The organism is Microbacterium cucumeris, assembly GCF_058349845.2.
The window spans coordinates 83693-110514 of sequence record NZ_JBYRIZ020000001.1 but is presented as its reverse complement, the minus strand read 5'-3'; the positions used below and the strand labels follow the sequence as shown (position 1 = coordinate 110514).

25 protein-coding genes are annotated in these 26822 nt (G+C 69.3%); 1 reads left to right on the top strand and 24 read right to left on the bottom strand.

Annotated features, from left to right (window positions below; translation table 11 throughout):
- The 3 genes from ctaC to AC3RXZ_RS00535 all read right to left on the bottom strand — a co-directional run bounded on the left by ctaC (position 1) and on the right by AC3RXZ_RS00535 (position 2854).
- Positions 1 to 906: an aa3-type cytochrome oxidase subunit II gene (ctaC, locus tag AC3RXZ_RS00545; protein ID WP_243226006.1), complete on the bottom strand. Its 906-nt coding sequence runs from the start codon at positions 904 to 906 to the stop codon at positions 1 to 3.
- Positions 907 to 1001: 95 nt separating this feature from the next.
- Positions 1002 to 1364, bottom strand: coding sequence for an iron-sulfur cluster insertion protein ErpA (erpA, locus tag AC3RXZ_RS00540; RefSeq protein ID WP_243226007.1), 363 nt, complete (start codon positions 1362 to 1364; stop codon positions 1002 to 1004).
- Positions 1365 to 1438: 74 nt separating this feature from the next.
- Complete coding sequence (locus AC3RXZ_RS00535) at positions 1439 to 2854, bottom strand: dipeptidase (protein ID WP_243226008.1); 1416 nt, start codon at positions 2852 to 2854, stop codon at positions 1439 to 1441.
- A 46-nt stretch (positions 2855 to 2900) separates the two neighbouring features.
- On the opposite strand from AC3RXZ_RS00535, the gene AC3RXZ_RS00530 reads away from it, so the two are divergent.
- Positions 2901 to 3464: a DUF3043 domain-containing protein gene (locus AC3RXZ_RS00530; RefSeq protein WP_491492849.1), complete on the top strand. Its 564-nt coding sequence runs from the start codon at positions 2901 to 2903 to the stop codon at positions 3462 to 3464.
- A gap of 253 nt (positions 3465 to 3717) precedes the next feature.
- On the opposite strand, the gene AC3RXZ_RS00525 is transcribed toward AC3RXZ_RS00530, so the two are convergent.
- From AC3RXZ_RS00525 to AC3RXZ_RS00425, 21 genes are all read right to left on the bottom strand, one after another.
- Positions 3718 to 4743, bottom strand: a complete 1026-nt coding sequence (locus AC3RXZ_RS00525; protein WP_491492848.1) for a quinone-dependent dihydroorotate dehydrogenase — start codon at positions 4741 to 4743, stop codon at positions 3718 to 3720.
- 10 nt (positions 4744 to 4753) lie between these two features.
- A complete protein-coding gene (gene nrdR, locus AC3RXZ_RS00520; RefSeq protein ID WP_243226011.1) occupies positions 4754 to 5230 on the bottom strand; it encodes a transcriptional regulator NrdR in 477 nt (158 codons plus the stop codon).
- Positions 5231 to 5248: 18 nt separating this feature from the next.
- Positions 5249 to 6568, bottom strand: a complete 1320-nt coding sequence (gene hisD / locus AC3RXZ_RS00515; protein WP_491492847.1) for a histidinol dehydrogenase — start codon at positions 6566 to 6568, stop codon at positions 5249 to 5251.
- A gap of 4 nt (positions 6569 to 6572) precedes the next feature.
- On the bottom strand, positions 6573 to 7772 hold the full coding sequence (locus tag AC3RXZ_RS00510; protein ID WP_491492846.1) for a hypothetical protein: 1200 nt from the start codon (positions 7770 to 7772) through the stop codon (positions 6573 to 6575).
- Between the two features lie 126 nt (positions 7773 to 7898).
- Positions 7899 to 11417, bottom strand: coding sequence for a DNA polymerase III subunit alpha (dnaE, locus tag AC3RXZ_RS00505; RefSeq protein WP_491492845.1), 3519 nt, complete (start codon positions 11415 to 11417; stop codon positions 7899 to 7901).
- 9 nt (positions 11418 to 11426) lie between these two features.
- Positions 11427 to 12014, bottom strand: a complete 588-nt coding sequence (locus tag AC3RXZ_RS00500) for a GNAT family N-acetyltransferase (protein WP_491492844.1) — start codon at positions 12012 to 12014, stop codon at positions 11427 to 11429.
- A 51-nt stretch (positions 12015 to 12065) separates the two neighbouring features.
- Positions 12066 to 12746: a DUF4287 domain-containing protein gene (locus tag AC3RXZ_RS00495; RefSeq protein WP_491492843.1), complete on the bottom strand. Its 681-nt coding sequence runs from the start codon at positions 12744 to 12746 to the stop codon at positions 12066 to 12068.
- Between the two features lie 189 nt (positions 12747 to 12935).
- A complete protein-coding gene (locus tag AC3RXZ_RS00490) occupies positions 12936 to 13856 on the bottom strand; it encodes an RluA family pseudouridine synthase (protein WP_491492842.1) in 921 nt (306 codons plus the stop codon).
- Positions 13857 to 13858: 2 nt separating this feature from the next.
- Positions 13859 to 14539, bottom strand: a complete 681-nt coding sequence (gene lspA / locus AC3RXZ_RS00485; RefSeq protein ID WP_491492841.1) for a signal peptidase II — start codon at positions 14537 to 14539, stop codon at positions 13859 to 13861.
- An 8-nt stretch (positions 14540 to 14547) separates the two neighbouring features.
- Positions 14548 to 15138: a DivIVA domain-containing protein gene (locus AC3RXZ_RS00480; RefSeq protein WP_243226022.1), complete on the bottom strand. Its 591-nt coding sequence runs from the start codon at positions 15136 to 15138 to the stop codon at positions 14548 to 14550.
- 157 nt (positions 15139 to 15295) lie between these two features.
- Positions 15296 to 15607, bottom strand: coding sequence for a YggT family protein (locus AC3RXZ_RS00475; protein ID WP_491492840.1), 312 nt, complete (start codon positions 15605 to 15607; stop codon positions 15296 to 15298).
- Between the two features lie 3 nt (positions 15608 to 15610).
- A complete protein-coding gene (locus AC3RXZ_RS00470) occupies positions 15611 to 16087 on the bottom strand; it encodes a cell division protein SepF (RefSeq protein ID WP_243226026.1) in 477 nt (158 codons plus the stop codon).
- Between the two features lie 45 nt (positions 16088 to 16132).
- Positions 16133 to 16810 carry a YggS family pyridoxal phosphate-dependent enzyme gene (locus AC3RXZ_RS00465; RefSeq protein ID WP_243226027.1) on the bottom strand — a complete coding sequence of 226 codons (678 nt, stop codon included), beginning with the start codon at positions 16808 to 16810 and terminating at the stop codon, positions 16133 to 16135.
- A gap of 19 nt (positions 16811 to 16829) precedes the next feature.
- The gene (ftsZ, locus tag AC3RXZ_RS00460) at positions 16830 to 17975 is read right to left on the bottom strand and encodes a cell division protein FtsZ (RefSeq protein ID WP_243226029.1); all 1146 of its coding nucleotides are present in this window, start codon (positions 17973 to 17975) and stop codon (positions 16830 to 16832) included.
- 189 nt (positions 17976 to 18164) lie between these two features.
- Positions 18165 to 19100, bottom strand: a complete 936-nt coding sequence (locus tag AC3RXZ_RS00455) for a cell division protein FtsQ/DivIB (protein WP_491492839.1) — start codon at positions 19098 to 19100, stop codon at positions 18165 to 18167.
- A 3-nt stretch (positions 19101 to 19103) separates the two neighbouring features.
- A complete protein-coding gene (gene murC / locus AC3RXZ_RS00450; RefSeq protein WP_491492838.1) occupies positions 19104 to 20504 on the bottom strand; it encodes a UDP-N-acetylmuramate--L-alanine ligase in 1401 nt (466 codons plus the stop codon).
- 12 nt (positions 20505 to 20516) lie between these two features.
- A complete protein-coding gene (locus AC3RXZ_RS00445) occupies positions 20517 to 21596 on the bottom strand; it encodes a UDP-N-acetylglucosamine--N-acetylmuramyl-(pentapeptide) pyrophosphoryl-undecaprenol N-acetylglucosamine transferase (protein ID WP_243226033.1) in 1080 nt (359 codons plus the stop codon).
- Complete coding sequence (locus AC3RXZ_RS00440; RefSeq protein WP_491492837.1) at positions 21593 to 22795, bottom strand: FtsW/RodA/SpoVE family cell cycle protein; 1203 nt, start codon at positions 22793 to 22795, stop codon at positions 21593 to 21595. The genes AC3RXZ_RS00445 and AC3RXZ_RS00440 overlap by 4 nt, the downstream gene beginning before the upstream one ends.
- Positions 22764 to 24299 carry a UDP-N-acetylmuramoyl-L-alanine--D-glutamate ligase gene (gene murD / locus AC3RXZ_RS00435; protein WP_491492836.1) on the bottom strand — a complete coding sequence of 512 codons (1536 nt, stop codon included), beginning with the start codon at positions 24297 to 24299 and terminating at the stop codon, positions 22764 to 22766. Before murD ends, AC3RXZ_RS00440 begins: the two co-directional genes overlap by 32 nt.
- Positions 24292 to 25404 (bottom strand): phospho-N-acetylmuramoyl-pentapeptide-transferase, encoded by a 1113-nt coding sequence (gene mraY, locus AC3RXZ_RS00430; protein ID WP_243226036.1) that lies wholly within the window; start codon positions 25402 to 25404, stop codon positions 24292 to 24294. Before mraY ends, murD begins: the two co-directional genes overlap by 8 nt.
- A complete protein-coding gene (locus AC3RXZ_RS00425; RefSeq protein ID WP_491492835.1) occupies positions 25401 to 26816 on the bottom strand; it encodes a UDP-N-acetylmuramoyl-tripeptide--D-alanyl-D-alanine ligase in 1416 nt (471 codons plus the stop codon). Before AC3RXZ_RS00425 ends, mraY begins: the two co-directional genes overlap by 4 nt.
- Positions 26817 to 26822 lie beyond the last annotated feature (6 nt).

Genomic DNA, 26822 nt, shown 5'->3' with positions numbered 1-26822 from the left:
TTACTCCTCTTCTCCCTCGGAGGCCTCGTCGGAGGCTCCGGTACCCGGGAGGTTCGACAGGCGGTCGTAGGCGTCGGCGATGTCGCCGGTGTTGCCCTTCTCGCGCAGCTCCTCGACGTAGGCGTCGTACTCGGCCTGCTCGACGACCTTGACGTTGAACAGCATCATCGAGTGGTATTCGCCGCAGAGCTCGGCGCACTTGCCCTCGTACTCGCCGACACGCGTCGGGGTGAAGGACCAGGTGTTGTCCTTCCCGATGTACATGTCCTTCTTGTAGAGGAAGTCGATGATCCAGAACGAGTGGATGACATCACGCGACTGCAGGTGGATCGTGACGTCCTGGTCGACCGGCAGCACCAGCGTCGGCAGCTGCTCCTGGTCGATGTTGCCCTCTTCGTCGGGCTGAGCCTGGATGCCCATGGTCCACACGGCATCCGACAGGTCGTCGTCCTCGCCGGCGTACATGAAGTCCCAGGCCCACTGCTTGCCGATCGCGGTGATCTCGACGTCGGGGTCCTCCCACTGCGTCTCGATCGCGGCCTGATCGCGGGCCGTGAAGAAGAACATGCCCAGCACCAGCAGCAGCGGCACCACCGTGTAGAAGATCTCGATCGGCATGTTGTAGCGCATCTGCACCGGAAGGCCGGTCTGGCCCTTGCGGCGGCGGTACGCGATCGCGGCCCAGGCCATCAGGCCCCAGGTGACGACGCCGACGACCAACAGGACGATCCAGGAGTTCACCCACAGACCGGAGACCCGCTCGGTCTGGTTGGTCGCGGCGGTACCGTCCTCGACGAAGCCAGGAAGGAAGCCGTTCAGCTCGGTGGGAGAACATCCCGCCAGGGCCACGGCTGCCGCGATTCCCAGGGGAATGGCGGCCCAACGAAGGCGGCGTTTCGAGGGCACGATGCACCTTTCAGATCGCGGACAGGGCACACCCCAGTCTAGGGCAACCTCACACCTGATTCACGCCAACCACGCAGGTTGGCGGGGTCCGCGGATCAGTGGAAGCTGTCGCCGCAGGCGCAGCTGCCCGCTGCATTCGGGTTGTCGATCGTGAAGCCCTGCTCCGAGATCGTGTCCTTGAAATCGATGGACGCGCCGTCGAGATACGGGATGCTCATGTTGTCGACGATGACCTCGACGCCGTCGAAGTCGACCGTCTCGTCGCCGTCCAGGTAGCGCTCGTCGAAGTACAGCTGGTAGATCAGGCCGGAACAGCCGCCGGGCTGCACGGCCACGCGCAGACGGAGATCGTCGCGCCCCTCCTGCTCGAGCAGGTTCTTCACCTTCTGCGCGGCGGCGTCGGTCAGCTTCACACCGTGGGCGGTGGCGGTCTCGGTGGTCAGTGTGGTGTCGCTCATCTCACTCCTCAGGACGGGCCGCGCGCAGCACGGCGTTGCTCAGATTCTACCGCCGGGTGCGACGGCCGGGCGTGTCAGCGCGTGATCCGGTTCATCCGCGTCAGCATCAGCGCCTCCGTGCGCACGGCGTTGCGGAAGGTCTCCAGATGCAGTGACTCGTTCGGGCTGTGCGCGCGGGCGTGGGGGTCCTCGACGCCGGTCACGAGGATCTGCGCCTCGGGGAACTCCCGCACCAGGTCCGCGATGAACGGGATAGAGCCGCCCACGCCGAGGTCCACGGGGGCGACGCCGTAGCCGTCCCGCATGGCCTCCCTGGTCAGGGCGACGGCCCATCCGCTCGTGTCGACGAGGAACCCGTCTCCGAGATCCACGTCCGAGAACGTCAGCTCCGCCCCGAACGGCGCGTGAGCGCGCAGATGGCTCTCCAGGGCCGCGTAGGCGTCGGCTCCGCTCTGGCCAGGCGCCACACGCGCGCTGATCACGACGGTGACCTCGGGCGACAGCGTGTTGGAGGCGGCGGCGACGCTCGTCGCGTCGACGCCGATCACCGTCACCGCCGGCTTGTTCCAGATCCGGCTGAGGATGCTGTCACGACCGATCGGCGCGACGCCGTCCGGCAGCCCGGCCTCGTCGCGCAGGGTCTCCTCGGAGTACTCGGGTGTCGCGGCATCCCGCTGCTGCAGGCCTTCGACGGCGACGGATCCGTCCTCGTCCCAGAGGGTGCTCAGGAGCTTGATGGTCGCGAGCATGGCGTCGGGGACGGCACCGCCGAACATGCCGGAGTGCGAGGCGTGCTCGAGGGTCCGCACGGTCAGGGTGAAACGGGCGTTGCCCCGCAACGACACCGTGAGCCCCGGAGTGCTCGAGTCCCAGTTGCCCGAGTCCGCGACGACGATGGCGTCCGCGCGCAGCGCGTCGGCGTTGTCACTCAGGAACTGTGCGAAGGAGCGCGAGCCGTACTCCTCCTCCCCCTCGATGAACAGGGCGACGCCGAGATCGAGGTCCTCGCCGACGGCATCCGCGACCGCCCGCAGCGACGCGATGTGCGCCACGATCCCGGCCTTGTCGTCAGCGGCACCGCGGCCGTACAGGCGTCCGTCGCGGACCGTCGGCTCGAACGGCGGTGTCTCCCACAGCGCGTCGTCCCCGGGGGGCTGCACGTCGTGGTGCGCGTACAGGAGGATCGTCGGGCGTCCGTGTCGCGCAGCGCGGGTCGCGAGGATCGCCGGCTGCCCCATCTCGTCCGTGCCGGGGATGGCGGCGCGGAGCACGCGCACCTCGTCGAAGACTCCGGTGTCGGTGACCAGCGCCGCGATCGCCTCGGCGCTGCGCTCGAGCTGAGTCTGGTCGAACGAGGGCCAGGCGATGCCCGGGATGCGCACGAGGTCGCCGAGATCGCCGAGCGCGCGCGGCAGGCCGGTCGCGACGGATTCGAGCACCGCCTCTTCGCGGGCGAGGTCGTCGGGAGTCTGCGAATCGGAAGAGGTCATGCGGGTAATCTTAAGGGTGAACCCCTTCACGTGACCGAGGAGCCCCGTGGCCAATCCGACCCCCGAGACGAACGACGACGCCGCAGAGACGCCCGCCGTCGGAAAGGGGCGCGCGACGCCGACGCGCGCCGAGCAGGAAGCGGCGCGCCGTCGCCCCCTGGTGGCGAACACCAAAGAGGCGAGGGCGGCGGCGAAGGCGCAGTTGCAGGAGCAGCGCGAGCGCGCCCGCGTCGGCATGGCCAACGGCGAGGACAAGTACCTCCCGATCCGGGACAAGGGTCCGCAGCGCCGCTGGGTGCGCGACTACGTGGATGCCGGCTGGCATCTGTCCGAGTGGATCATGGCGCTCATGCTCGTCGTCATCCTCGTCTCGCTGGTGCCGAACGCGGTCGTGTCGTTCTACGCGTTCGTCGGTCTCTGGGCGTACCTGCTCATCTCGGTGCTCGACATGGTGCTGCTCTCCGCGCGGGTCAAGCGCAAGGCGGCCGCGAAGTTCGGCAAGGACGAGCTCGAGAAGGGCCTCGGCCTGTACGCCGCGATGCGCGCCCTGCAGATGCGCTTCATGCGCCTGCCGAAGCCCCAGGTCAAGCGCGGCCAGTACCCCGCCTGACCCTCGGCTCCCCTTCCGGACCCGGTTTCCTCGGGCCCGTTTCCCCGGCATCCCTCGGGTTCCGTTCCCCGGCATCCCCGGTTCGCGCGCTTCCCCGACTTCTGCGCCACTTTTCGACTTATGCGCCAGAAAACAGCTGTCGCATTTGCCGATAAGTGTGGCAGAACACGTCGGTGGGACAGAACAGGGCGAGCGGGTGTGGTAGAGCCCGGCGAATGGGACGGACGCGGGCGCGGGGCGGAAGGGTGAGCGCTCAGCGCGCGGAGCGCAGGCCGCGGTTGATCTGGCGTCCCCAGAACGGGCCGCGATAGAGGAACGCCGTGTAGCCCTGCACGAGGGTGGCTCCGGCATCCAGGCGCGCCTGCACGTCGGCCGCGGTCTCCACTCCCCCGACCGAGATCACGCAGAAGTCGGCGGGGACGGCCTCGCGGACGACCGCCAGCACCTCCATCGAGCGCGCACGCAGCGGCGCGCCGGAGAGGCCACCCGCTCCGGCGGCCTCGACCTTGGCGGCATCCGTCTTCAGGCCGTCGCGGCCGATGGTCGTGTTGTGGGCGATGATGCCGGCGAGCCCTTCCGCGACGGCGAGCCGCGCGATCGCCGCGATCTCGTCATCCGGGAGGTCCGGGGCGATCTTCACCAGCAGCGGTGTCCTTCCCGCGGCCTCCTTCACGGCGCGCAACAGCGGCGCGAGCGTCTCGACGGCCTGGAGCCCCCGCAGACCGGGAGTGTTCGGCGAGGACACGTTGACCGCGAGGTAGTCCGCCAGCGAAGCGAGCTTCGTCGCACTGGCGACGTAGTCGGCCGTCGCGTTCTCGACGTCGACGACGCGGCTCTTGCCGATGTTCACGCCGATGACGGTGTCCGGCCGGCGTCGCCGCAGCTTCGTCAGGCGCTGAGCCGCGGCATCCGCTCCGGCGTTGTTGAAGCCCATCCGGTTGATGACCGCACGGTCGGGGATCAGCCGGAACAGCCGCGGCTTGGGGTTGCCGTCCTGCGGGATCGCGGTGATCGTCCCGACCTCGACGTGCCCGAACCCGAGAGCCGCCAGGCCCCGGACCCCGACGGCGTTCTTGTCGAAGCCCGCGGCGATGCCGAAGGGCGACGGGAACTCCAGCCCGAGCGCGTGCACCCGCTGATCGGCGGCGGGAGCGGTCAGCGCGCGGGTCGCCCAGGAGAACGGCGGAACGCCGAGCACGCGGATCACCGCCATGCCGGCGTGGTGTGCGAACTCGGGGTCCAGGCGCGACAGGACGACGCGGAAGAGCAGCGGATACATCCCTGCCAGATTACCGGTCGCCGGAAGCCTTCCCTGCCCGCTCGTGGTCGGCGCGCAGGTCGCTGATCGCGCTCTCGAAGTCCTCAAGCGAGTCGAAGCCCTGGTACACGCTGGCGAAGCGCAGGTAGGCGACCTCGTCGAGTTCGCGCAGCGGCCCGAGGATGGCCAGTCCGATCTCGTTGGCGTCGAGCTGCGAGACCCCGGTGGCGCGGACGTTCTCCTCCACGCGCTGGGCGAGTACGGCGAGGTCCGAATCGGTCACCGGCCGCCCCTGACAGGCCTTGCGGACGCCCGAGATGACCTTGTCCCGGCTGAACGGCTCCATCACGCCGCTGCGCTTGATGACGTTCAGGCTCGCGGTCTCGGTCGTCGAGAACCGTCCTCCGCACTCCGGGCACTGCCGGCGGCGACGGATCGACAGACCGTCGTCACTGGTGCGCGAGTCGATGACGCGGGAATCCGGATGCCGGCAGAACGGACAGTGCATTTTCCTCAGCGTACTCGGTCAGTCGGCGACGGGCCCGGTGGCGAACCGCGCTTCGATCGCCTCGCCGTGCGCGGGAAGGACCTCGGTGTCAGCCAGCGCCACCACGCCCTGCCGCACCTCTGCGAGGGCGTCGTGGTCGTAGCGGATCACCTGCTGCGGGCGCAGGAAGGTGTAGGCACCGAGGCCGGGCGCATAGCGCGCCTGACCGCCCGTCGGGAGGATGTGGTTGCTCCCGGCCATGTAATCACCCAGGCTCACAGGCGTCTGGTCACCGACGAAGACGGCGCCTGCACTGGTGAACGAGGACGCCGCGGCATCCGCGTCCTCGAGGTGCAGTTCCAGGTGCTCCGGTGCGTATGCGTTGCTGAACGCGACGGCCATCGCCCGATCGTCGACGAGCACGATCGCGGACTGCTCGCCGGCCAGCGAGGTCGCGACGCGCTCGGAGTGCCGTGTCGCCGCGGCGAGGCCCTCGAGCGCATCCGCCACCTTGTCGGCGAGGTCCGGGGAATCCGTCACGAGGACGACGGACGCCTGCTCGTCGTGCTCGGCCTGGCTGACGAGGTCGGCCGCGACGAGCCGCGGATCGGCGGACGCGTCGGCGACGATCAGGATCTCGGTGGCACCGGCCTCTGCATCCGTGCCGACGACTCCCGCGACCGCGCGCTTGGCGGACGCGACATAGTTGTTGCCGGGACCCGAGACGACGTCCACGGGATCCAGACCGATGCCCTCGACGCCATGCGCGAAGGCTCCGATCGCGCCGGCGCCGCCCATCGCGTAGACCTCGTCGATGCCGAGCAGTCCGGCGGCGGCGAGGATCGTGGGGTGGACACGGCCGCCCTGGTCGGCCTGAGGGGGCGAGGCGAGGGCGATGTGCGCGACGCCAGCCACCTGCGCCGGCACCGCGTTCATGATGACGCTCGACGGGTAGACCGCCTTGCCGCCGGGGATGTAGACGCCGACGCGCTGCACCGGCTGCCAGCGCTGCAGGATGCGGGCACCGGGTCCGATGTCGGTGGTGCGCTCGGCCGGGACCTGCGCCGCCGACCCGATGCGCACCCGCCGGATCGCCTCCTCGAGAGCCGCGCGGATCGCGGGATCGAGAGAGGCGAGCGCCTCGGCGATGTGCTCGGACGGCACCCGGAGGTCGTGACCTGTGACGCGGTCGAAGCGCTCCGCCTGCTCGCGGAGCGCCTCCTCGCCTCGCTGGCGCACGTCCTCCACGATGCGCGCGGCGGTGTCGAGCGCCTCAGCGCGTGCCTGCGTGGCCCGCGGCACGGCCGCGAGCATCTCGGATGGCGAGAGCTCGCGCCCCCGCAGATCGATGGTCCTCACCGATTCAGCCCTTCGTGATGTCGTCGATGTCGTGCAGATAGCCGATGCGGCCATCGTCATGTCGCACGACGTAGGCGCCACCGCGGTCCTCGATCACGAGAGCCCACGCGTCCGGGCCGATGCGGAACAGCGGCTCACCGCGCTCATCGACGACGTCGCGCTCGCTCGGCGCGAGCGCCCAGAACGGCTGTGCGGTCGGGGCGAACCGCGGGTTGGTGGCATCCACATCGACTACGGTCTCCCCCGGCACGATCTCCTCGACGACGTCGACCTCGACGGCCTCGGGCTCGTCCTGATCCGACACGATCGCCGCAGGATCCAGCCCGAGCTCGAGGATCGGCTCGAGGTCGCCGTCCTCGGCGAGACCGGCATCCTCGGCATCCTCGTGGCGTCGGGACCGACGCGCGTAGCCCGGAACGTACTCGTCCTCGGCCAGGGCAGAGCCGGTGTCGCCTCCGGAGGCGTGTGCGGACAGCGGGACCTGGCCGGCGAGATCCAGGCGCGCGATCTCGTCGGTGCTGTGCTGGCCGGACAGCTCGACATCGAGGGGTGCCGCCTCGGCAGATGCCGGCGAGGCGACTGCGTCGACCGCCTTCGGCTCGCGCGGCCGTGCGATCACGGGGCGGACCGGGTTCGCGTTGCGGTGGGCGAGCGTCTCCAGTCGTCCGTGGAAGTCCTCGCGCACACCGGGGATCAGCGGCGCGAACACGGTCAGCGCGACAAGAGCCAGCGACGCGACGAGTGCCACCCAGGGCACCCACGCCGCGGGAGCGATGCCCGTGGCGATCCAGCCGCCGATGAGCGACCAGAGCACCTGCGCCCACCAGATCGCCGCCACCGTGAAGGTCACCGATGCGAACTGGTCGATGCCGAGCGATCCGACGCGACGGATGCCCTCGGGAGAGAATCGGCGCAGCACGATCAGGAAGACGGCCGCAGTGGGGAGTCCGATCGGCAGGATCCAGGAGATCCCCTGGGCCCACACGGACCCGGAGCCGCCGACCACGGGGAAGAACGAGACGACGAAGGCGATCAGCCACACGCCCGCGATGAGGAGCTCGCGCAATGTGAACCCGAGGATGCCGTACTCCGGAGTCACCTGGTCCTCGTACAGGACGGATCCGTCCTCGCCGATGGCGTGTTCGTCGGCGATGTCGGGGGTCGTGGACTCGGGGACGTCCTCGAACGGGTGCTGCGTGCTCATCCTGTTCCTTTCGTCACGGGGCGTGACCGTGCTCGGCCGCGCCCCTAACGCGTCCCGATATTACCTGCGGCGGCGCGGACTCCCCCTATCGAGGGCGTAACCGTCATGACTTTCTCATGAAGCCCGTCACCCGAGGCAGGCGGGACCGAGCAGCGACTTCAGATCCCCGAACAGGTCCGCGGAGACGGTGACCGGCATCGGCACCTCGAACACCTTGGCCGTGCGACCGCGGTGGACCCGGAGCACGACCTCGGTGTCGCCGGTGTGGCGTCGCAGCACGTCGGCGAGATCGTTCATGACCCGCTCGGTGGCACGCTGCTCCGCGACGACGAGCGACAGAGGTCCTGCCGCGTCGAACGATCCGACGTCGGGGGCGAACGCCGACTGCGCGTGCAGGTTGAGTCCGTCGTCGCGACGCGACACGCGGCCCCGGACCGCGAGGATCGCGTCCTGCTGCAGCACGTGCTGGAATTCGGTGTAGGTCTTGCCCATGAACATGACCGTGACCTCGCCGTTGAAGTCCTCGACCGTGATCATGCCGTACGGATTGCCGCTGGCCTTGGCCACGCGGTGCTGGACGCTCGTGACCAGTCCCGCGACGGTCACCTGATCGCCGTCCTGGAGGTCCTCGGACGCCAGCAGGTTGTGGATCGAGATCGAGGCGTGCTTGGCCAGGGGCACCTCGAGACCCGCGAGCGGATGGTCGGACACGTACAGGCCGAGCATTTCGCGCTCGAACGCCAGCTTGTCCTTCTTGGTCCACTCCGGCCGCTCGGGCACCTTGGCCGGTGCAGCCTCCTCCATCTCGTCGTACAGGCTGTCGAAGTCGAACCCGATCGCGCCCTGGGCCTCGTTGCGCTTTCGGTCGACCGCGGCCTCCACCGCATCCTCATGGATCTCGATGAGAGCGCGACGGGTGTCGCCCATCGAGTCGAACGCGCCGGCCTTGATCAGCGACTCGACCGTGCGCTTGTTGGCCACGTGCAGCGGCACCCGGTTCAGGAAGTCGTGGAAGGAGCCGAAGGGCTCGTTCTTGCGCGCTTCGACGATCCCGTCGACCACGTTTCCGCCGACGTTGCGGACGGCGCCGAGGCCGAAGCGGATGTCCTCGCCGACGGCGGCGAAGAAGTTGATGGACTCGCTCACGTCCGGCGGGAGCACGCGGATGCCCATGCGGCGGCACTCGTTGAGATACAGCGCCATCTTGTCCTTGGAGTCGCCGACGCTGGTCAGCAGCGCCGCCATGTACTCGGCGGGATAGTGCGCCTTGAGATAGGCGGTCCAGTAGGACACCAGGCCGTAGGCGGCCGAGTGCGCTTTGTTGAACGCGTAGTCGGAGAACGGCAGCAGGATGTCCCAGAGCGCCTTGATCGCGCCCTCGCCGAAGCCGCGTTCCTTCATGCCGCCGGAGAAGCCCTCGTACTGCTTGTCCAGTTCGGACTTCTTCTTCTTGCCCATCGCGCGGCGGAGGATGTCGGCTTGACCGAGCGAGAACCCGGCGACCTTCTGCGCGATGGCCATGACCTGCTCCTGATAGATGATCAGACCGTAGGTCGTGTCGAGGATGTCCTTCAGGGGTTCCTCGAGCTCGGGATGGATCGGGGTGATCGGCTGCTGCCCGTTCTTGCGCAGGGCGTAGTTGGTGTGCGAGTTCGCGCCCATGGGGCCCGGGCGGTACAGGGCGATGACGGCCGAGATGTCCTCGAAGTTGTCGGGCTTCATGAGCCGCAGCAGCGATCGCATCGGCCCGCCGTCGAGCTGGAAGACGCCGAGGGTGTCGCCGCGGGCCAGCAGCTCGTACGCGGCGCGGTCCTCCAGCTGCAGGTGCTCGAGGTCGAGCTCCTCTCCCCTGTTCATCCGGATGTTGTCGAGGGCATCCGAGATGATCGTGAGGTTGCGCAGCCCCAGGAAGTCCATCTTGATGAGGCCGAGGGTCTCGCACGACGGATAGTCGAACTGTGTGACGATCTGCCCGTCCTGCTCGCGACGCATGATCGGGATGATGTCCAGCAGCGGCTCGGAGGACATGATCACGCCGGCGGCGTGGACGCCCCACTGGCGCTTCAGCCCTTCCAGCCCGAGTGCGCGGTCGAAGACCGTCTTCGCCTCGGGATCGGTCTCGATCAGCGCACGGAACTCGCTGGCCTCCTTGTACCGCGGGTGCGCCGAGTCGAACATGCCGTCCAGGGGCATGTCCTTGCCCATGACGGGCGGCGGCATCGCCTTGGTGAGCCGCTCCCCCATGCTGAACGGGAAGCCCAGCACGCGTCCGGCATCCTTCAAGGCCTGCTTCGACTTGATGGTGCCGTAGGTGACGATCTGCGCGACGCGCTCCGAGCCGTACTTCTCGGTCACATAGTCGATCACCTCGGAGCGGCGACGGTCGTCGAAGTCGACGTCGAAGTCGGGCATCGAGACGCGGTCGGGGTTGAGGAAGCGCTCGAAGATCAGACCGTGCTCAAGCGGATCGAGATCGGTGATCTTCATGGCGTACGCGACCATCGAGCCGGCGCCGGAACCTCGACCGGGACCGACACGGATCCCGTTGTCCTTGGCCCAGTTGATGAAGTCGGCGACGACGAGGAAGTAGCCGGGGAAGCCCATCTGCAGGATGATTCCGGTCTCGTATTCGGCCTGCTTGCGGACCCTGTCGGGGATGCCGTTCGGATAGCGGTAGTGCAGCCCCTTCTCGACCTCCTTGATCAGCCAGCTGTCCTCGGTCTCCCCGTCCGGCACGGGGAAGCGCGGCATGTAGTTCGCGGAGGTGTTGAACTCCACTTCGCAGCGCTCGGCGATCAGCAGCGTGTTGTCGCACGCCTCGGGGTGATCGCGGAACATCTGGCGCATCTCGGCCGCGGTCTTGACGTAATAGCCGTCGCCGTCGAACTTGAACCGGTTCGGGTCGTCCAGCGTCGAACCGGACTGAACGCACAGCAGGGCCGCGTGCGCGTCCGCCTCGTGCTGATGCGTGTAGTGCGAGTCGTTGGTGGCGACGAGCGGGATGCCGAGGTCCTTCGCCAGGCGCAGGAGGTCCGTCATCACCCGGCGCTCGATCGACAGCCCGTGATCCATGATCTCGGCGAAGTAGTTCTCCTTGCCGAAGATGTCCTGGAACTCGGCCGCGGCCGCACGCGCCGCGTCGTACTGCCCCAGGCGCAGCCGGGTCTGGATCTCGCCCGACGGGCAGCCCGTCGTCGCGATCAGGCCCTTGCCGTAGGTCTGCAGGAGCTCGCGGTCCATTCGGGGCTTGAAGTAGTACCCCTCCATGCTCGACAGCGAGCTGAGCCGGAACAGGTTGTGCATGCCTTCGGTGCTCTGGCTCCACATGGTCATGTGGGTGTAGGCGCCGGAACCCGACACGTCGTCGCTCTTCTGATCCGGCGATCCCCACTGGACCCGCGACTTGTCGCTGCGATGCGTGCCGGGCGTGACGTAGGCCTCGAGACCGATGATGGGCTTCACGCCCGCGTTGCGGGCCGCGTTGTAGAACTCGAACGCCGCGAAGGTGTTGCCGTGGTCGGTCACCGCGATCGCCGGCATGCCGTAATCGGCGGCCGCCTGGGTCATCGCGCCGATCTTCGCCGCACCGTCCAGCATCGAATACTCGCTGTGGACATGAAGGTGCACGAAGGAGTCGGATGCCATGCTTCGAGTCTACGAGGCGGCCCCGACATCGAGGTCGAGGCGCATGAGCACACGAGGGTGGCCGTCCAGCACCGAGGAGGTGTCGGCCGCCTTGTGGAAGCCCGCCCGCTCGAACAGGCTGCGCGTGCCGACGTACATCATCGTCTGGTTGACCCGCGCACCCCGGTTGTCGACCGGATAGCCCTCGACCGCCGGCGCGCCGCGCTCGCGGGCATACGCCACCGCTCCCTCGATCAGCGTGTGCATGATCCCCTGCCCGCGGTAGCCGGGTCGGACACGAAGACACCAGAGCGACCACACATCCGCGTCGTCGACGTGCGGGATGATCCGACTCCGGGCGAAGCTCGTGTCTCTCCGCGGCTGCAGGGCCGCCCAGCCCACGGGCTCATCGTCGAGGTAGGCGATCACGCCCGGCGGCGGGTCCTGGGCGCACAGCTCGCGGACACGATCGGCTCGCGCGTCGCCGCGCAGCGCGACGTTCTCGGCGCTGCCGATCCGGTAGCTCAGGCAGAAGCACACGTTGGACCCCGGGTTCTTCGGTCCTACCAGCGTCGCGACGTCGTCGAACACCGTCGCCGGACGCACCTGGATGCTCATGGAGCCAGTGTGCCGGATGCCGGCGACATCCGGCACACGCACCTGTCGTCGTCAGTCGGCGTCGGCGCTCGCGGCGGCGACGTCGTCCAGCCAGGTCTCCCAGAAGGCCTTCCACGTCTCGACGGCCTGAGGGTCGGCGAGGCGCTCGTGAGTCAGCACGATCCTCACCCGCCCCTTCACCGCGTCGAGCGCCAGACTCAGGACACCGACATCGCCCTCGTCGCCGCGCGCAGCGAACCGCGGAACCTTGACGCCGTCACGGGAGAGTCGCTCGGTCGTGAGTCCGGGCAGGATCGCATCCCTCGACGCATCGTTCTCCCACAGGTCCCGGATCGTGTCGAGGTCTCCGTCGACGGTCTTCGACCGGGACAGCGTGAACGTCCCGTCCGGCATCTGGCCCGGCAGCCGCAGCCCGACGATCCGCTCGAAGCCGACGGTGACGGACTGCGCCCACCATGCGTCGACCCCGTGCTGTTCGCGCAGCCAGGTGGCGATCTCGGTGTGCCCGGCGTCCCGGCCGGGACCCGCCAGGATGAGGTCCGTCCAGTCGTCCCAGCTCCGGCCCGTCTCCGCCGTCACCCTGGCGTCGTCCACGGTCGGGCTCGCGACCCATCGGCGGCGCTCCGACCCCCGAGGGGCGGTCAGCAGAGCCCGTCGCGCGGCGCCGTAACGTTCACCGGTCTTCGACATCCGGGCGCGGATGCGGCGCTTGAAGGATTCTTGCGTGGTCATGGTGTCTCCGTTCTCCACGATGCGGCATCGACGGCCCGCGCCCGCGATGCGCATCGGAAAACGATGCACCTTCCTGCGCCGAGCACTCGAGGTCCCCTCTGCCTCCTGCCCTGCGGGGCCACCGGCGGCGCGAGCGCCGGAACGGAGGTCGGGCGGAGCGCGCCGCCCGAGGTCAGAGTAGCATCCGCGTCAATCGCCGCGGAGCATCTCCAGAGCGTGGGCGAGATCCGCAGGGTACGGGGACGCGAACTCGACACGATCGCCGGTCGCCGGATGCTCGAAGGCGAGCCGGTGCGCATGCAGCCACTGCCGAGTGAGGCCGAGCCGGGCCGAGGTGGTCGGGTCGGCGCCGTACAGCGGATCCCCGACGCACGGATGCCGGTGCGCCGCCATGTGCACACGGATCTGGTGCGTCCGGCCGGTCTCCAGGTGGATCTCCAACAGCGAGGCTCCCGGGAACGCCTCCAGCGTCTCGTAGTGCGTCACCGAGTCCTTGCCCTCGGGTGTGACGGCGAACTTCCAGGAGTGGTTCGGGTGGCGTCCGATCGGGGCGTCGATGGTGCCGGCGAGAGGATCCGGATGCCCCTGGACGACGGCGTGGTAGATCTTGTCCACCGTGCGCTCCTTGAAGGCGCGCTTGAGCAGCGTGTAGGCGCGCTCCGTCTTGGCGACCACCATGAGGCCGCTCGTGCCCACGTCCAGGCGATGCACGATGCCCGCGCGCTCCGCCGCGCCGCTCGTCGCGATACGGAAACCCGCTCCGGCGAGAGCGCCGAGGACCGTCGGTCCCTCCCACCCGAGAGACGGATGCGCGGCGACGCCGGTCGGCTTGTCGACCACGACGATGTCGTCGTCGTCGTGGATGATACCGAGCTCGGGCACCTCCACCGGCACGATGCGGGGCTCTTCCTTGGGAGCCCATTCGACGCTCAGCCACCCGCCGGCGCGGAGGCGATCGGACTTGCCCAGCGTCACTCCGTCGACGCTCACGCCGCCCGCCTCGGCGACCTCGGCCGCGAACGTGCGGGAGAAGCCGAGCATCTTGGCCAGCGCCGCGTCGACGCGCGCCCCGTCGAGCCCGTCAGGGATCGGAAGGTTCCTCGACTCCACGATCAGGAGGCCGTGCCGGACGACGCCGGCCGGTCCGCACCGGCGGGGCGATCGAGATCGGCCTCGTCCGCGGCGTCCACGACCTCGGCGTCCGCCGTGTCCGCCGCATCCGCTTCCGCGGCCTCGGCGCGCTGCTCGGCTGCCGCGGCCTCCTTCGCCGCCTGTTCGTGATCGCGTTCCCGCGTGCCGTCGAAGCGCAGGCCCAGGACGACCAGGAGCGCCACGGAGATCATTCCCGTGACGATGAAGATGTCGGCGACATTGAAGATCGCGGGCATCATCCAGGGCATCGAGATCATGTCGACGACCTGCCCGATGCCGAAGCCGGGCTCCCGGAAGAAGCGATCGGTGAGATTGCCGAGCACCCCGCCGAGAAGACAGCCCAGGACGACCGCCCACAGGCGCGACCGCAGGCCGAAGGCCTTCCAGATGATGATGGCGGCCACGACGCTCAGCGCGATCGTGAAGATCCAGGTGTAGTCGCTGCCGATCGAGAACGCGGCGCCGGGATTGCGCACGAAGTAGAGCTGGAGGAAGTCCCCCAGGACCGGAACCGGCTCCGCGTAGGGCAGGTTCTCGACCGTGAGGTGCTTCACGTACTGATCGGCGGCCAGCACGATGATCGCGAGAACCGCGACGATCGCGCCGGCCGCCGACCGACGAAGGGGACGACGTCCTGACAAGGGGCGCCTCAGAGGCCGATTGCCGAGACCGGCGTCGAGTCGTTCGACGCCGACTTCTCATCGAGGTCGCGCAGCTGACCCTCGATGTAGCCGCGCAGCTGCGTGCGGTAGTCGCGCTCGAAGTTGCGCAGCTCCGTGATGCGGGCTTCGAGCGTGTTGCGCTCGCGCTCGAGACGGGCCGACTCCTCGCGCTGCTTGGCCGCGGCCTCGCTGCGGATCTTCTCGACCTCGGTCTCCGCCTCGGCGATGAGCTGGGCGCGCTTGGCCTCGCCCTCCGCGACGTGCTCGTCGTGCAGGCGCTGCGCCAGCTCGATGATGCCGGCGGTGGTCGTGGTGGCGGCGGGCTCGCCCGCAGCCGCGGGTGCCGGCGTCGCGACGACGGGCGCCGGGACCTCGGAGACGACAGCGGCGGCGGGCGCCTTCTCGCCGGACTCGTAGGCGGCGAGCTTGGCCTTCAGCTCCGCGTTCTCCTCGAGGGCCTTGCGCCACTCGACGACGATCTCGTCGAGGAAGTCGTCCACCTCGTCGGGGTCGAAGCCGTCCTTGAAGCGGACGTGCTGAAACTGCTTGGTGACGACGTCATCCGGGGTCAGTGCCATGGGGTGGCTCCTCTTTCGATGAGTTCGGTTGCCAGTACTTCGACGATGGCGCGGTGTGTTTCCGGCGCGTACCCGGGGCGCGCACCTGGGAGCCAAGCATAGTCCCCGTGCCTGTGCGTCGCGACGGTGCGCGTTCCGCGTGGCGCTGATATGGGGATCAGGCGGCCGCGCCGCCGATGGCGCGGACGATCGCCATGAGGATGAGCACGACGAACATCGTGAGGGCGAATCCGAAGTCCAGCGAGAGCCCGCCGATGCGCAGCGGAGGGATGATCCGGCGGAAGAACCGGATCGGCGGATCGGTGACGGTGTAGGCGGCTTCGGCCGCGATCAGCCCGAATCCGCGGGGACGCCATTCCCGGTTGAAGAGCGGGATGTAGTCGAGGATCAGCCGCGCGAACAGCACGAAGATGTACAGCAGCAGCACCAGATGAACGATGCCGGCGATGACGGAGACCAGCGAGCCCACGGGTTACGCGTGGTCGAAGGCTGCGGACTCGGCGTCCGCGTGCGCGATGCCCCCGTGACCGGAGACCGCGATGTTCTCCGGCGAGAGCAGGAACACCTTCGAGGTGACGCGCTCGATCCGACCGTACAGCCCCAGGGAGAGACCGCTCGCGAAGTCGATGAGGCGGCGTGCCTCGGCATCCGACATCTGCGACAGGTTGATGATCACGGGAACGCCCTCGCGGAAGCTCTCGGCGATCAGCTGCGCGTCGCGGTACTGCTTGGGGTGCACCGTGAGGATCTCGTTCACCGCGCCGGCGGCGGGCTGGCGCACCGCCACGGGACGACGCAGCGGAGTGACGGGCGCCGGGGCCTGCTCCTCGACCTCGCGGTCGCGTTCGCGGTGCGCACGAGCGGGCGCCTGGGGCGTCTCCTCCTGGTAGACCTCTTCCTCGTCGGCGAGGCCGAGATACACCATGGTCTTCTTCAGCGGGTTTCCCATCGTGTCCTCCGGTGTTCGAACGTCTGGGGCTGGTCTGATTCGAGGTTATCCCCGCACAGGGCGAGGACCGGTGATTGCGGAGCCGATCCGCAGGTGTGTCGCGCCAGCGACGATGGCCTCGGCGAAGTCGGCCGTCATGCCCGCCGAGATCCAGGACGCGTCGGGATGCTGCGCGCGCACGGCATCCGCGACGGAGCGCAGGCGGGCGAACGCGGAGGCGGGCGCCTCGTCCAGAGGAGCCACGGCCATCACTCCGCGCAGGCGCAGGGACGGCAGGTTCGCGATGCGGTCCGCGAGGGCGAGGGCCCCGTCGGGCTGCACGCCGCCGCGTCCGGGATCCTCTGTCAGGTTGATCTGCACGAGGACGTCGAGCACGTCGTCCCCCTCCGCCGCGCGGTCGAGCGCATCGGCGAGCCGATCCCGGTCCACCGAGTGCACCACGTCCGCCGAGCGGCGGATGGCGGACGCCTTGTTCGTCTGCGCCTGACCGATGTAGTGCCAGCGCATCGGCAGATCCGCGAGCTCCGCGCGCTTCGCCGTGAGCTCCTGCTGACGGTTCTCCCCCACGTCCGTCACGCCGAGGGCGGAGAGCTCCTGGACAAGGGAGGCCGGGTGGAACTTCGTCACGACGATGCGCGTGATGTCCGCGGCATCCCGACCCGCCAGGCGCGCGGCGTCGGCGATCTGCTCGTCGATCGCCGACAGCCGTGCCGCCAGGGTCATCGTACGGTCGTCCCCGGGATCACTTGAGGAACTCGGGGATGTCGAGGTCGCTGTCGTCGGCGAACGCCGGCTCATAGCTGCTGGTCGCCGAGATCGGAGCGACGGGCTCCTTCTTCTCCTCGGCCACCGGCACCTCGATGCTCTTCTCCTCCGCGACCGCCTGCTCGGGCAGCGGCTCCGGACGGGAGAGGAACGTCGGGTCGAGGCGCAGCGACGGCTCGCCGCCGTCGAACCCGGCCGCGATCACCGTCACGCGCACCTCGTCGCCGAGCGTGTCGTCGATGACGGTACCGAAGATGATGTTCGCCTCGGGGTGCGCGGCCTCCTTGACGAGGTCGGCCGCATCGTGGATCTCGAAGATGCCGAGGTTCGAACCGCCCTGGATCGACAGCAGCACGCCGTGCGCTCCTTCGATGGAGGCCTCGAGCAGCGGCGACTCCACCGCGAGCTCGGCGGCCTTGATGGCGCGATCCGCTCCTCGCGCCGAGCCGATGCCCATGAGCGCGGAACCCGCGCCCTGCATGACCGACTTGACGTCGGCGAAGTCGAGGTTGATGAGGCCGGGGGTGGTGATGAGGTCCGTGATGCCCTGGACACCGGCGAGGAGCACCTGGTCAGCGGTCGCGAACGCCTCGATCATCGAGATGCCGCGGTCGCTGATCTCCAGGAGCCGGTCGTTCGGCACCACGATGAGCGTGTCGACTTCTTCCTTGAGCTTGGCGACGCCCGCCTCGGCCTGGCTCTGGCGGCGGCGGCCCTCGAAGGAGAACGGCTTGGTGACGACACCGATCGTGAGGGCGCCGATCGACTTCGCGATGCGCGCGACGACGGGAGCGCCACCGGTTCCGGTGCCACCGCCCTCGCCGGCGGTCACGAAGACCATGTCGGCGCCGGTGAGCGCCTGCTCGATCTCCTCGGCGTGGTCCTCCGCGGCGCGGCGGCCGACCTCCGGGTCGGCTCCGGCGCCCAGACCCCGGGTGAGCTCGCGTCCCACGTCGAGCTTGACGTCGGCGTCGCTCATGAGCAGCGCCTGCGCGTCGGTGTTGACGGCGATGAACTCGACACCGCGCAGGCCGAGTTCGATCATGCGATTGACGGCGTTGACGCCGCCACCGCCGACGCCGACGACCTTGATCACGGCGAGGTAGTTCTGGTTCTGGCTCATGGCCGGCCTCCGATATGTCGAGCCTGGAAATCTGTCCTGCGAGGATGTGAACCTTAAACCTCAACTAGAGGTGTAAAGTATTTCCCGGTATTGCGTTCTCTTGATCGAAGGTATGCGCCCGTTCGGCGTGCACGCGCAACGACACGCGCGTGTCTCGCAATCCCGCACCGCGCGGACGGGAACGGGGTGTCAGCCGGCGATGCCGACGTTCGGCGCGGTGACGTCGAAGGTCCGGGCGTCGGGGTTCGTCGCGACGAGCTTGGACAGCACGAACGCCTTGAGCGCGGACTCCTCCGCGCTCCCCCACACGACGGTCCGGTCCCCGAGCGTGAGCGTGACGTCGTCGGGGGACGAGGCCTGCACGCGCGTGAGCTGACCGCGCAGGTCCGCGGGGAGCGAGCGCACCACGAGCCCGGCGGACTCGAAGGCAGGCGTACCGGTACCGCCGTCGATGTCGAGGATCGGCTGCCCCTCGGGCTGCGCGTCCGTCGTCGCGAGTGCGACGCCGGCGGCATCGACCAGCGTGTAGCCGGCGTCGGAGGAGATCACTCCGACCGGGGTGCGCTCCACGATGCGAACAGTGAGCTCGTGCGGCGGCTTGGCCTCGAGCGCGTACGTCTCGATGAGCGGGAAGGCCACCAGCGCGGCCTTCACCTCGCTCGCGTCGACGAGCGCCAGCGGCGTGCCGACCTGATCGGCCAGCGCCTGTTCGATCGCCGCGGGATCGAGCGTCGACGCCCCCACCACCGTGACCTTCTCGACCGCGAACAGCGGGCTGTACGCGGCCAGCGCCGTCGCTCCGACCAGAAGCACGAGCGCGCCGAGACTCCCGATCCAGATCATCCGCCGCCGGCGCGAGCGCTGCGTGAAACGCCGGATCTCGCTCTTGAGCGCCTTCCGCCGTGCGCGCGCCGCACGCCAGACGTCGCGCTGGGTGAGCGGCCGGCCGTCTTGGTCCCGGATGCCGTCGACGGCCTCCTCGGCGGAGGCGTCGTCATCCGCGGGAGCCATCGGGGTCACGACGGCCCCGGCCTCCTCGTCGCGCGGTGCGCGTCGGCGGCGCACCGGCTGCTCGGCCGCTTCGGGCTTCTCCGGTGTGCTCGGGAGGGGCGCAGGCCGACGCATGCGTCAGTCCCCTGGGGTCCGCCGGAGAGCGTCGAGCACCTGCGGGATGATCTGGTAGACGTTCCCGCATCCCAGCGTGATGACGTAGTCCCCCTCGCGTGCGATGCTCGCGGTGTAGTCGGCGGCCTGCTGCCAGTCGGCGACGTAATGGACGTTGCCCTGATCGGCGAAGGCGCCGCTGACGAGCTCGCCGGTCACGCCGGGGACCGGGTCCTCACGCGCGCCGTACACGTCGAGCATGACGGTGTGGTCGGCGCCCTGCTCGAGCACCTCGGCGAACTCGCGGAACATGTGCTGCGTGCGGGAGTACGTGTGCGGCTGCTGGATCGCGATGACGCGTCCGGAGCCGGCGACGCTGCGCGCGGTCTCGAGCGCGACCTTGACCTCGGCCGGGTGGTGGGCGTAGTCGTCGAACACCTGCACGCCGCGCTCGACCCCGTGCAACTCGAAACGGCGCACGGTGCCGGCGAAGCCCTCCAGGGCACGCGCGGCGTCCGCCAGCGAGTGCCCGAGCGCCATCAGCACCGCGACGGCACCGGCGGCGTTGACGGCGTTGTGGGCGCCCGGAACGGCGAGCACGAGACGAACAGACTCCGCGCCGCGCGTCAGGGTGGCGCTGACGGGGCCCTGCGTGTCGATGTCCGTGATGCGCAGGTCGGCGTCCGCCGCGAGACCGAAGGTGATGACGTTCCGGTGCGACAGGCCGGCGGTGACCCGCAGCGCTCCGGGATCGTCGCTGGAGATCACGACGGCCTCGGTCGCGGCATCCGCGAACCGGATGAACGCGTCGTGGAACGCGTCGTCCGAGCCGTAGAAGTCGAGGTGGTCGGGATCGACGTTGGTGATGAGCGCGACCGCCGTGTCGTACAGCAGGAACGTGCCGTCGGATTCGTCCGCCTCGATGACGAAGAGGTCGTCCGATCCCGTCGCGCTGGAGGCGCCGAGCTGCTCGATCACGCCGCCGTTGACGAAGCTCGGGTCGGCGCCGAGCTCGCGGAGGGCCGTGATGATCATGCCCGTGGAGGTCGTCTTGCCGTGGGCACCAGCGACCGACACGAGCCGGCGCGCGCCGATCAGCCAGTGCAGCGCCTGAGAGCGGTGGATGACATGCAGTCCGCGCTCCTTGGCCAGGAGGAACTCGGGGTTCTCCGGCCAGATCGCCCCGGTGTGGATCACGGTGTCCGCGTCGCCCAGGTGCGCGGCGTCGTGGCCGACGTGGACGGTGGCCCCGGCATCCGCCAGCGCACGCAGGTTGTCGCTGTCGGCCCGGTCCGAACCGGACACGCGGATCCCGGCATCCAGGAACATCTTCGCGAGCCCGCTCATGCCCGAGCCGCCGATGCCGATGAAGTGCGCGGCGGTGATGGACTCCGGGATCGGGAGGGTGAGGTCAGGTCTGATCATGTCGTTCTCAGTTTAGTTCGCGGTGGCCAGCGCCCGGTCGACGAGGGCGATGACGTTCTCGGTGCCGGCACGGGTTCCCACACGCTCGGCGGCGTCTGCCATCGCCCGGATGCGATCGGCATCGCCGAGCAGCGGCACCACGACCTCGCGGACGGTGTCCCCGGAGAACGTCGCGTCATCCAGGAGAACCGCGGCGCCGGCCGCGACGGCGGAGGCCGCGTTCAGCCGCTGCTCCCCGTTGCCGACCGAATAGGGCACGTACAGCGCCGGCAGGCCCAGAGCGCTGATCTCGCTCACCGTCGCCGCGCCCGAGCGGGAGACGACGAGATCGGCCAGCGCGAACGCCAGGTCCATCCGGTCGACGTAGCGGCGCAGGACGTACCCCGGTGCTCCCGGGTCTGCGAGGTCGCTGCGCTCCCCCGTCACGTGCAGCAGCTGCCATCCGGCGTCCAGCACGTCCTGCCAGGAGTCCGCCAGAGCGTCGTTCAGGCGCTGGGCCCCGAGCGAGCCCCCGAAGACGAGCAGCACCGGCCGGTCGGCGTCCAGCCCGAACGCCTGCGCGGCTTCGGTCCTGGCGGCCGCACGGTCGAGCTCGATGACCTCCCGGCGCAGAGGCATGCCGACGACATCGGCGTCTCGCATCGGCGTCCCGTCGAAGGCGACGCCGACCGCCGCGGCGCGTCCGGCACCCAGCCGGTTGGCGAGGCCGGGCTTGGCGTTGGCCTCGTGGATGACGTACGGCACTCCCTCACGACGCGCAGCGATGTACGCAGGAGCGGCGGCGTACCCGCCGAAGCCGATCACGACGTCGACGCCGTGCGCGCGGATGTGGTCCCGCGCCTGGCGGATCGCGCGACGGAACCGGGACGGGAACCTCAGCGCCTGCGCGTTCGGCCGGCGGGGAAACGGCACCTTGTCGACGATGAGCAGCTCGTAGCCGCGCTCGGGGACCAGCCGCGCCTCGAGCCCCTCGGCGGTCCCGAGGACGAGCAGGTCCGCTGCGGCGTCGCGCGCGCGCAGTCCATCGGCAACGGCGAGCAGGGGGTTCACATGTCCGGCGGTTCCTCCGCCGGCGAGCAGGTACGTGGTCACCTGGTGACCTTACCCCGTTCGCCTGCGGGGATCGTGCGCGCGAAGGCCAGCAGCACGCCGCACGCGAGGAGCACGGACAGCAGCGCCGTTCCACCCTGGGACATGAACGGCAGGGGCACGCCCATGACCGGGAAGACGCCGATCACGACGCCGATGTTGATGAGCGCCTGCCCGATGATCCACACCGTGATCCCGCCCGCGGCGACGCGGACGAACGGGTCGTCCGTCTTGCGGATGATGTGGAAGGCGCCCACCGCGAAGACCGTGAACAGCGCCATGACGACGAGGCAGCCGATGAGCCCGAGCTCCTCGCCGACCACGGCGAAGATGTAGTCGTTCGCCGCGGCCGGCAGCCAGCCGTACTTCTCCTGCGAGTTGCCCAGGCCCAGGCCGAAGACGCCTCCGGTCGCCATGCCCCAGAAGCCGTGGATGGCCTGATAGCAGATACCGGTGTAGGCCGTGGTGTCCACGCTCGGATCGACGTTCGCGCACAGCGCCGTGATGCGCTTCATGCGGTTGTCGCTGGAGAGCGCGTAGAAGAGCACGCCTCCGGCTCCGATCAGCAGCGGCAGGATGAACAGGCGCAGCTTCACGCCGGAGAAGAACAGGCAGGCCAGCAGCACGAGCACGAGCACCATGGCGGTTCCGAGGTCGTCGCCGGCCATGACCGAGCCGATCACCAGCAACGACACCGGCACGACCGGGATGAAGACGTGATGCCAGATCGCGAGTCGGGTCTGCTTGCGCAGCAGCACATAGGCGATCCACAGGGCGAGGGCGAGCTTGAGGAACTCCGAGGGCTGCAGGGTGAAGCCGGCGACCTTGATCCAGTTGCGGTTTCCTCCGGAATCGACACCGAGCGGAGTGAACACCAGCAGCTGCATGAGCGTCGCGAGGATCAGCGCCGGCCAGGCGAGCCTCTTGAGCCAGTCGAGGGGCATGCGGCTGACCAGGAACATCATCGGGATGCCGACGAGCGCGAACAGGCCCTGCTTGATGGCCGTGTCCATCGTGCCGCTCTCGACCGCGGCGGTGGCGGAGACCACCATGACGAGTCCGAACGCCGTCAGCAGCAGCGCCGCGGAGGCGATCAGCAGGAACTCGGTGGACGGCGGCGTGAACAGCCGCCCCAGCGAGACGCGCGCCGCGAGGCCCGCGGTTCCGGGTTCAGTGCGCTTCGGGCGAGCCACCTGCGTCATCGGCGCTCCCCCGATCGATCCAGCTCTGCACCGCCTCGGCGAAGCGGTGGCCGCGATCCGCGTAGCTGGAGAACTGATCGAAGGATGCCGCGGCGGGGGCCAGCAGGACCGTGCCCTCCCCATCGACGATCCCGGTCGCGATCTCCACGACGCGGTTCATGACCTCTCCAGTGTCGCCAGTGACGACCTCGAACACGGGCACCGCCGGCGCGTGTCGTGCGAATGCCGCGACGACCTCCGCCCGCTCGACGCCGATCACCACGGCCGCGCGCGCGGTGGGCCCGACATCGGCCACGAGCTCGGCGATGTCGACGCCCTTCAGGTCGCCGCCGACGACCCATACGGCGCCGGGGTACGCGCGCAGGGAGGACGCCGCCGCATGCGGGTTCGTCGCCTTGGAGTCGTCCACCCATGTGATGCCGCGATGCGTCGCGATCACCTGGATGCGGTGGGAGTCCATGCGGAACGCCGCCAGCGCCCTGGCGATCGCCTCGGGCTCGACACCGAGCGAGCGCGCCAGCGCGCTCGCGGCGAGGATGTTCTGCACGACGTGCGGGGCGGACAGCCCGGCACGTTCCAACTCGGCGACCGTCGTGAGCTCCAGGGCGCTGCGCGCGCGATCGTCCAAGAAAGCGCGGTCAACGACGATGCCATCCACGATGCCGAGATCGCTCGGCCCAGGGACGCCGAGGTCGAATCCGATCGCCCTGGCGCCCTCGACGACGTCGGCCTCTTCGACCATGACGCGTGTCGCGGCATCCGCCTTGTTGTACACGCAGGCGACGCGGGTGTTGCGGTAGACGATCGCCTTGGCGTCGCGATAGGCCTGCGCGCTGCCGTGCCAGACCAGGTGGTCGTCGGCGAGGTTCAGGCAGACTGTGGAGTGCGGGTAGAGCTCGGCCGCCGGCGCGCTCTGTCCGAGATACCAGAGCTGGTGGCTGGAGAGCTCCACGACGAGCACGTCGAAGCCGCCGGGGTCTCGGACCGCGTCCAGGACGGGGACGCCGATGTTGCCGCACGGTGCGGCCCGGAGCCCGCCGTCGACGAGGAGCGCGGCGGTGAGCTGCGTCGTCGTCGTCTTGCCGTTCGTGCCGGTGATGAGCACCCAGTCCGCCGGCGTGCCGTCCTCGCGGAGGACCTTGTCGCGCACGCGCCAGGCGAGTTCGACATCGCCCCACAAGGCGACGCCCTCCTGCTGCGTCCAGCGGATCACGGGATGCGATGGCGGGAAGCCGGGAGACGCGATCACCACGTCGGGACTGAAGGCCACGAGCGCCTCCGGCACCGCGTCGAGCGGTCCGATCTCCAGAGCTGCTCCGATGACCGGCACAAGCCGCTCGTACTCCTCGGTCGCGCTCTCCGAGAGCACGAGGACCTCGGCGCCGAGCTCCGTGAGCGTGTCCGCGACCGAGAACCCGGTCACCGACAGGCCGAGCACGGCGACGCGCAGACCGGCCCAGTCCGCGTGCCAGCTGGTCAGAGCGTCCAGGCGCGCGTCAGCCATCGAGCTGGCTCAACCACTCGACGTAGAACAGTCCCACCGCCGAGACCGCGAGGAGGCCTGCGATGATCCACAGGCGCACCACGATCGTGACCTCGGGCCAGCCGCGCATCTCCAGATGGTGGTGGAACGGGCTCATCAGGAACAGTCGCTTGCCGCGGGTGATCTTGAAGTACCCCCGCTGCAGGATGACCGAGCCGGACGACAGGACGAAGATGCCCGCGATGACGAGGAGCAGCAGCTCGGTGCGGCTGAGGATCGCCATGGCCGTGATGACGCCGCCGATGGCCATCGAACCGACATCGCCCATGAAGACCTTGGCCTTGGGCGCGTTCCACCAGAGGAATCCGATGAGGCCGGCGGCGAACGAGGCCCCGACGATGGCGAGGCTGAACGGATCGCGCACCTCGTAGCAGGCCGAGAGCACGGAGGGGTCGATGTCCTCGCCGCACACCTGCTTGAACTGCCAGAACGTGATGAGGCTGTACGCGCCGACCACGAAGACGCCGGCGCCGGCGGCGAGGCCGTCCAGCCCGTCGGTGAGGTTGACGCTGTTCGACGTCGCGACGCCGATGACCGAGATCCAGAGCAGGTACAGCGCCCACCCCAGGATCACGCCTCCCGCGAAGAGGTTCAGCCACGGAATGTCGCGGAACAGCGAGACGAATCCGCTGGCCGGGGTGTTGCCGAAGTCGTTGGGGAAGTTCAGCGCGAAGATGCCGAACGGGATCATCACGATGAGCTGGCCGACGATCTTGCGCCAGCCGGAGAGCCCGAGGCTGCGCTGCGACCGCACCTTCATGTAGTCGTCGATGAACCCGACCGCGCCGAAGCCGACCATGAGCCACAGCACGAGCATGGCCGAGATCGTCGGCTCGCTCCCGCCGGCGTAGATGCCGGTGAAATAACCCACGATGGTACCGACGATGAAGATCACGCCGCCCATCGTCGGGGTGCCGCGCTTGGCCTCGTGACTCGGGTTCTCGATCGCGTCGGGGGTGCGGATCACCTGCCCCCAGCCCCACTTGCGGAACAGCCGCAAGAAGACGGGGGTCAGGAAGAGCGTGAAGGCGAGCGATATCGCCGCCGCCATAAGCAGGGACCTCACGAGAACAATTCTCCCAGACGATCACCGAGGTGCCGGAGCCCCACGGAATTGGACGACTTGACGAGCACCCGGTCCCCCGGTCGCAGCTCGCTCTTCAGGTACTCGAACGCGGCGTCCTGATCCGGCAGGTGCACCGCCTCGCCGTCCCAGGAGCCCTCCCCGATGGCGGAGATGTACAGCCGGCGCGCCTCGGGGCCGACCACGACGATGCGCTGGATGTTCAGCCGGACGGCGAGCAGACCGACGCGGTCGTGCTCCTCCCCCGCGCTCTCGCCCAGTTCGCTCATCGCACCCAGGACGGCGACCGTGCGCTCGGCGGGGCCGGTGATCTGGGCAAGGGTGCGCAGGGCTGCGGCCATCGAGTCCGGGCTGGCGTTGTACGCGTCGTTGATGATGCGGACGTCGTCGTTGCCCATCGGCTGCATGCGCCATCGCTCGGCGATCTCGAGGGTCTCCAGCCGCGCGACGGCGGTGGCGGTGGGGACGCCGAGCGCGCGGGCCGCTGAGACGGCGGCGAGGGCGTTGGACACGTGGTGCGCTCCGAGGACCTTGAGCTCCAGCGGCCGCGGCTCCTCGCCGTCCGCATGCACGAGGCACCGGGTTCCGGATGCCGAGACGTCGACCTCGCTCGCGCGCACGTCGGCCGCCGCCGTCTGCCCGAAGCCGATCACGGTGATGTCCCGCTCGTCGGCGACGGCGCGCATGGCCGCGACCCGGGGGTCGTCCATGTTCAGGACGGTCGTCCCGCCCCGGCGGGTCGCCGCGACGAGCTCGGACTTGGCCTTGGCGGTCTCCTCGATGCCGCCGAAGCCTCCGGCGTGGGCCATGCCGACCATGAGCACGATGGAGAGATCGGGTTCGACGAGGCCGGCGAGGTGGGCGATGCGCCCCGGCGCGCTGGCGCCGAACTCGCTCACCAGGAACCGGGTGTCCTCGTTCACCCGCAGCATGGTGACAGGGGCGCCGACCTCGTTGTTGTACGAGTTGATCGGCGCGACGGTCTGCCCTTCGCCCTCGAGGATGCGTGCGAGCATGTTCTTGGTGGTCGTCTTCCCGTTGGAACCGGTGATGCCGACGATGCGGAGACGTCCGAGGGCGCGGACGCGCGCCACCACCTCGCGCGCGAGGTCCGCGAGCGCGGCCACCGCATCGGCGACGACGATCTGACTGATCGGCTCGTCGACGGCGCTCTCGACGATCGCGAGGACGGCGCCGCGCTGCAGCGCCTGCCCGACGAACGCGTGGCCGTCGGTCGTGGCACCGGGCTTGGCGACGAACACGCTCCCCGGGCCCATCTGGCGGGAGTCGGTGTCGACGACGCCGTCGACGATGCTCTCCGGCGTGTGTTCGCCGAACGTGCGCAGCTCCCCGTTCAGGACAGCGGCGATCTCGGCGAGGGACAGGGCGATCATGACTTC

Bases quoted from the DNA above. Each gene is read 5' to 3' on its own strand.
- ftsZ (WP_243226029.1), bottom strand. From the start codon at position 17,975: ATGAGCCAGAACCAGAACTACCTCGCCGTGATCAAGGTCGTCGGCGTC.
- AC3RXZ_RS00500 (WP_491492844.1), bottom strand. From the start codon at position 12,014: ATGAGCATCCAGGTGCGTCCGGCGACGGTGTTCGACGACGTCGCGACG.
- AC3RXZ_RS00495 (WP_491492843.1), bottom strand. From the start codon at position 12,746: ATGACCACGCAAGAATCCTTCAAGCGCCGCATCCGCGCCCGGATGTCG.
- AC3RXZ_RS00470 (WP_243226026.1), bottom strand. From the start codon at position 16,087: ATGGGAAACCCGCTGAAGAAGACCATGGTGTATCTCGGCCTCGCCGAC.
- AC3RXZ_RS00455 (WP_491492839.1), bottom strand. From the start codon at position 19,100: ATGCGTCGGCCTGCGCCCCTCCCGAGCACACCGGAGAAGCCCGAAGCG.
- AC3RXZ_RS00535 (WP_243226008.1), bottom strand. From the start codon at position 2,854: ATGACCTCTTCCGATTCGCAGACTCCCGACGACCTCGCCCGCGAAGAG.
- AC3RXZ_RS00480 (WP_243226022.1), bottom strand. From the start codon at position 15,138: ATGGCACTGACCCCGGATGACGTCGTCACCAAGCAGTTTCAGCACGTC.
- AC3RXZ_RS00510 (WP_491492846.1), bottom strand. From the start codon at position 7,772: ATGAGCACGCAGCACCCGTTCGAGGACGTCCCCGAGTCCACGACCCCC.
- murC (WP_491492838.1), bottom strand. From the start codon at position 20,504: ATGATCAGACCTGACCTCACCCTCCCGATCCCGGAGTCCATCACCGCC.
- murD (WP_491492836.1), bottom strand. From the start codon at position 24,299: ATGGCTGACGCGCGCCTGGACGCTCTGACCAGCTGGCACGCGGACTGG.
- nrdR (WP_243226011.1), bottom strand. From the start codon at position 5,230: ATGCACTGTCCGTTCTGCCGGCATCCGGATTCCCGCGTCATCGACTCG.
- AC3RXZ_RS00440 (WP_491492837.1), bottom strand. From the start codon at position 22,795: ATGACGCAGGTGGCTCGCCCGAAGCGCACTGAACCCGGAACCGCGGGC.
- AC3RXZ_RS00465 (WP_243226027.1), bottom strand. From the start codon at position 16,810: ATGACCCTGGCGGCACGGCTGTCGGCGATCGACGAGCAGATCGCCGAC.
- AC3RXZ_RS00425 (WP_491492835.1), bottom strand. From the start codon at position 26,816: ATGATCGCCCTGTCCCTCGCCGAGATCGCCGCTGTCCTGAACGGGGAG.
- AC3RXZ_RS00525 (WP_491492848.1), bottom strand. From the start codon at position 4,743: ATGTATCCGCTGCTCTTCCGCGTCGTCCTGTCGCGCCTGGACCCCGAG.
- dnaE (WP_491492845.1), bottom strand. From the start codon at position 11,417: ATGGCATCCGACTCCTTCGTGCACCTTCATGTCCACAGCGAGTATTCG.
- erpA (WP_243226007.1), bottom strand. From the start codon at position 1,364: ATGAGCGACACCACACTGACCACCGAGACCGCCACCGCCCACGGTGTG.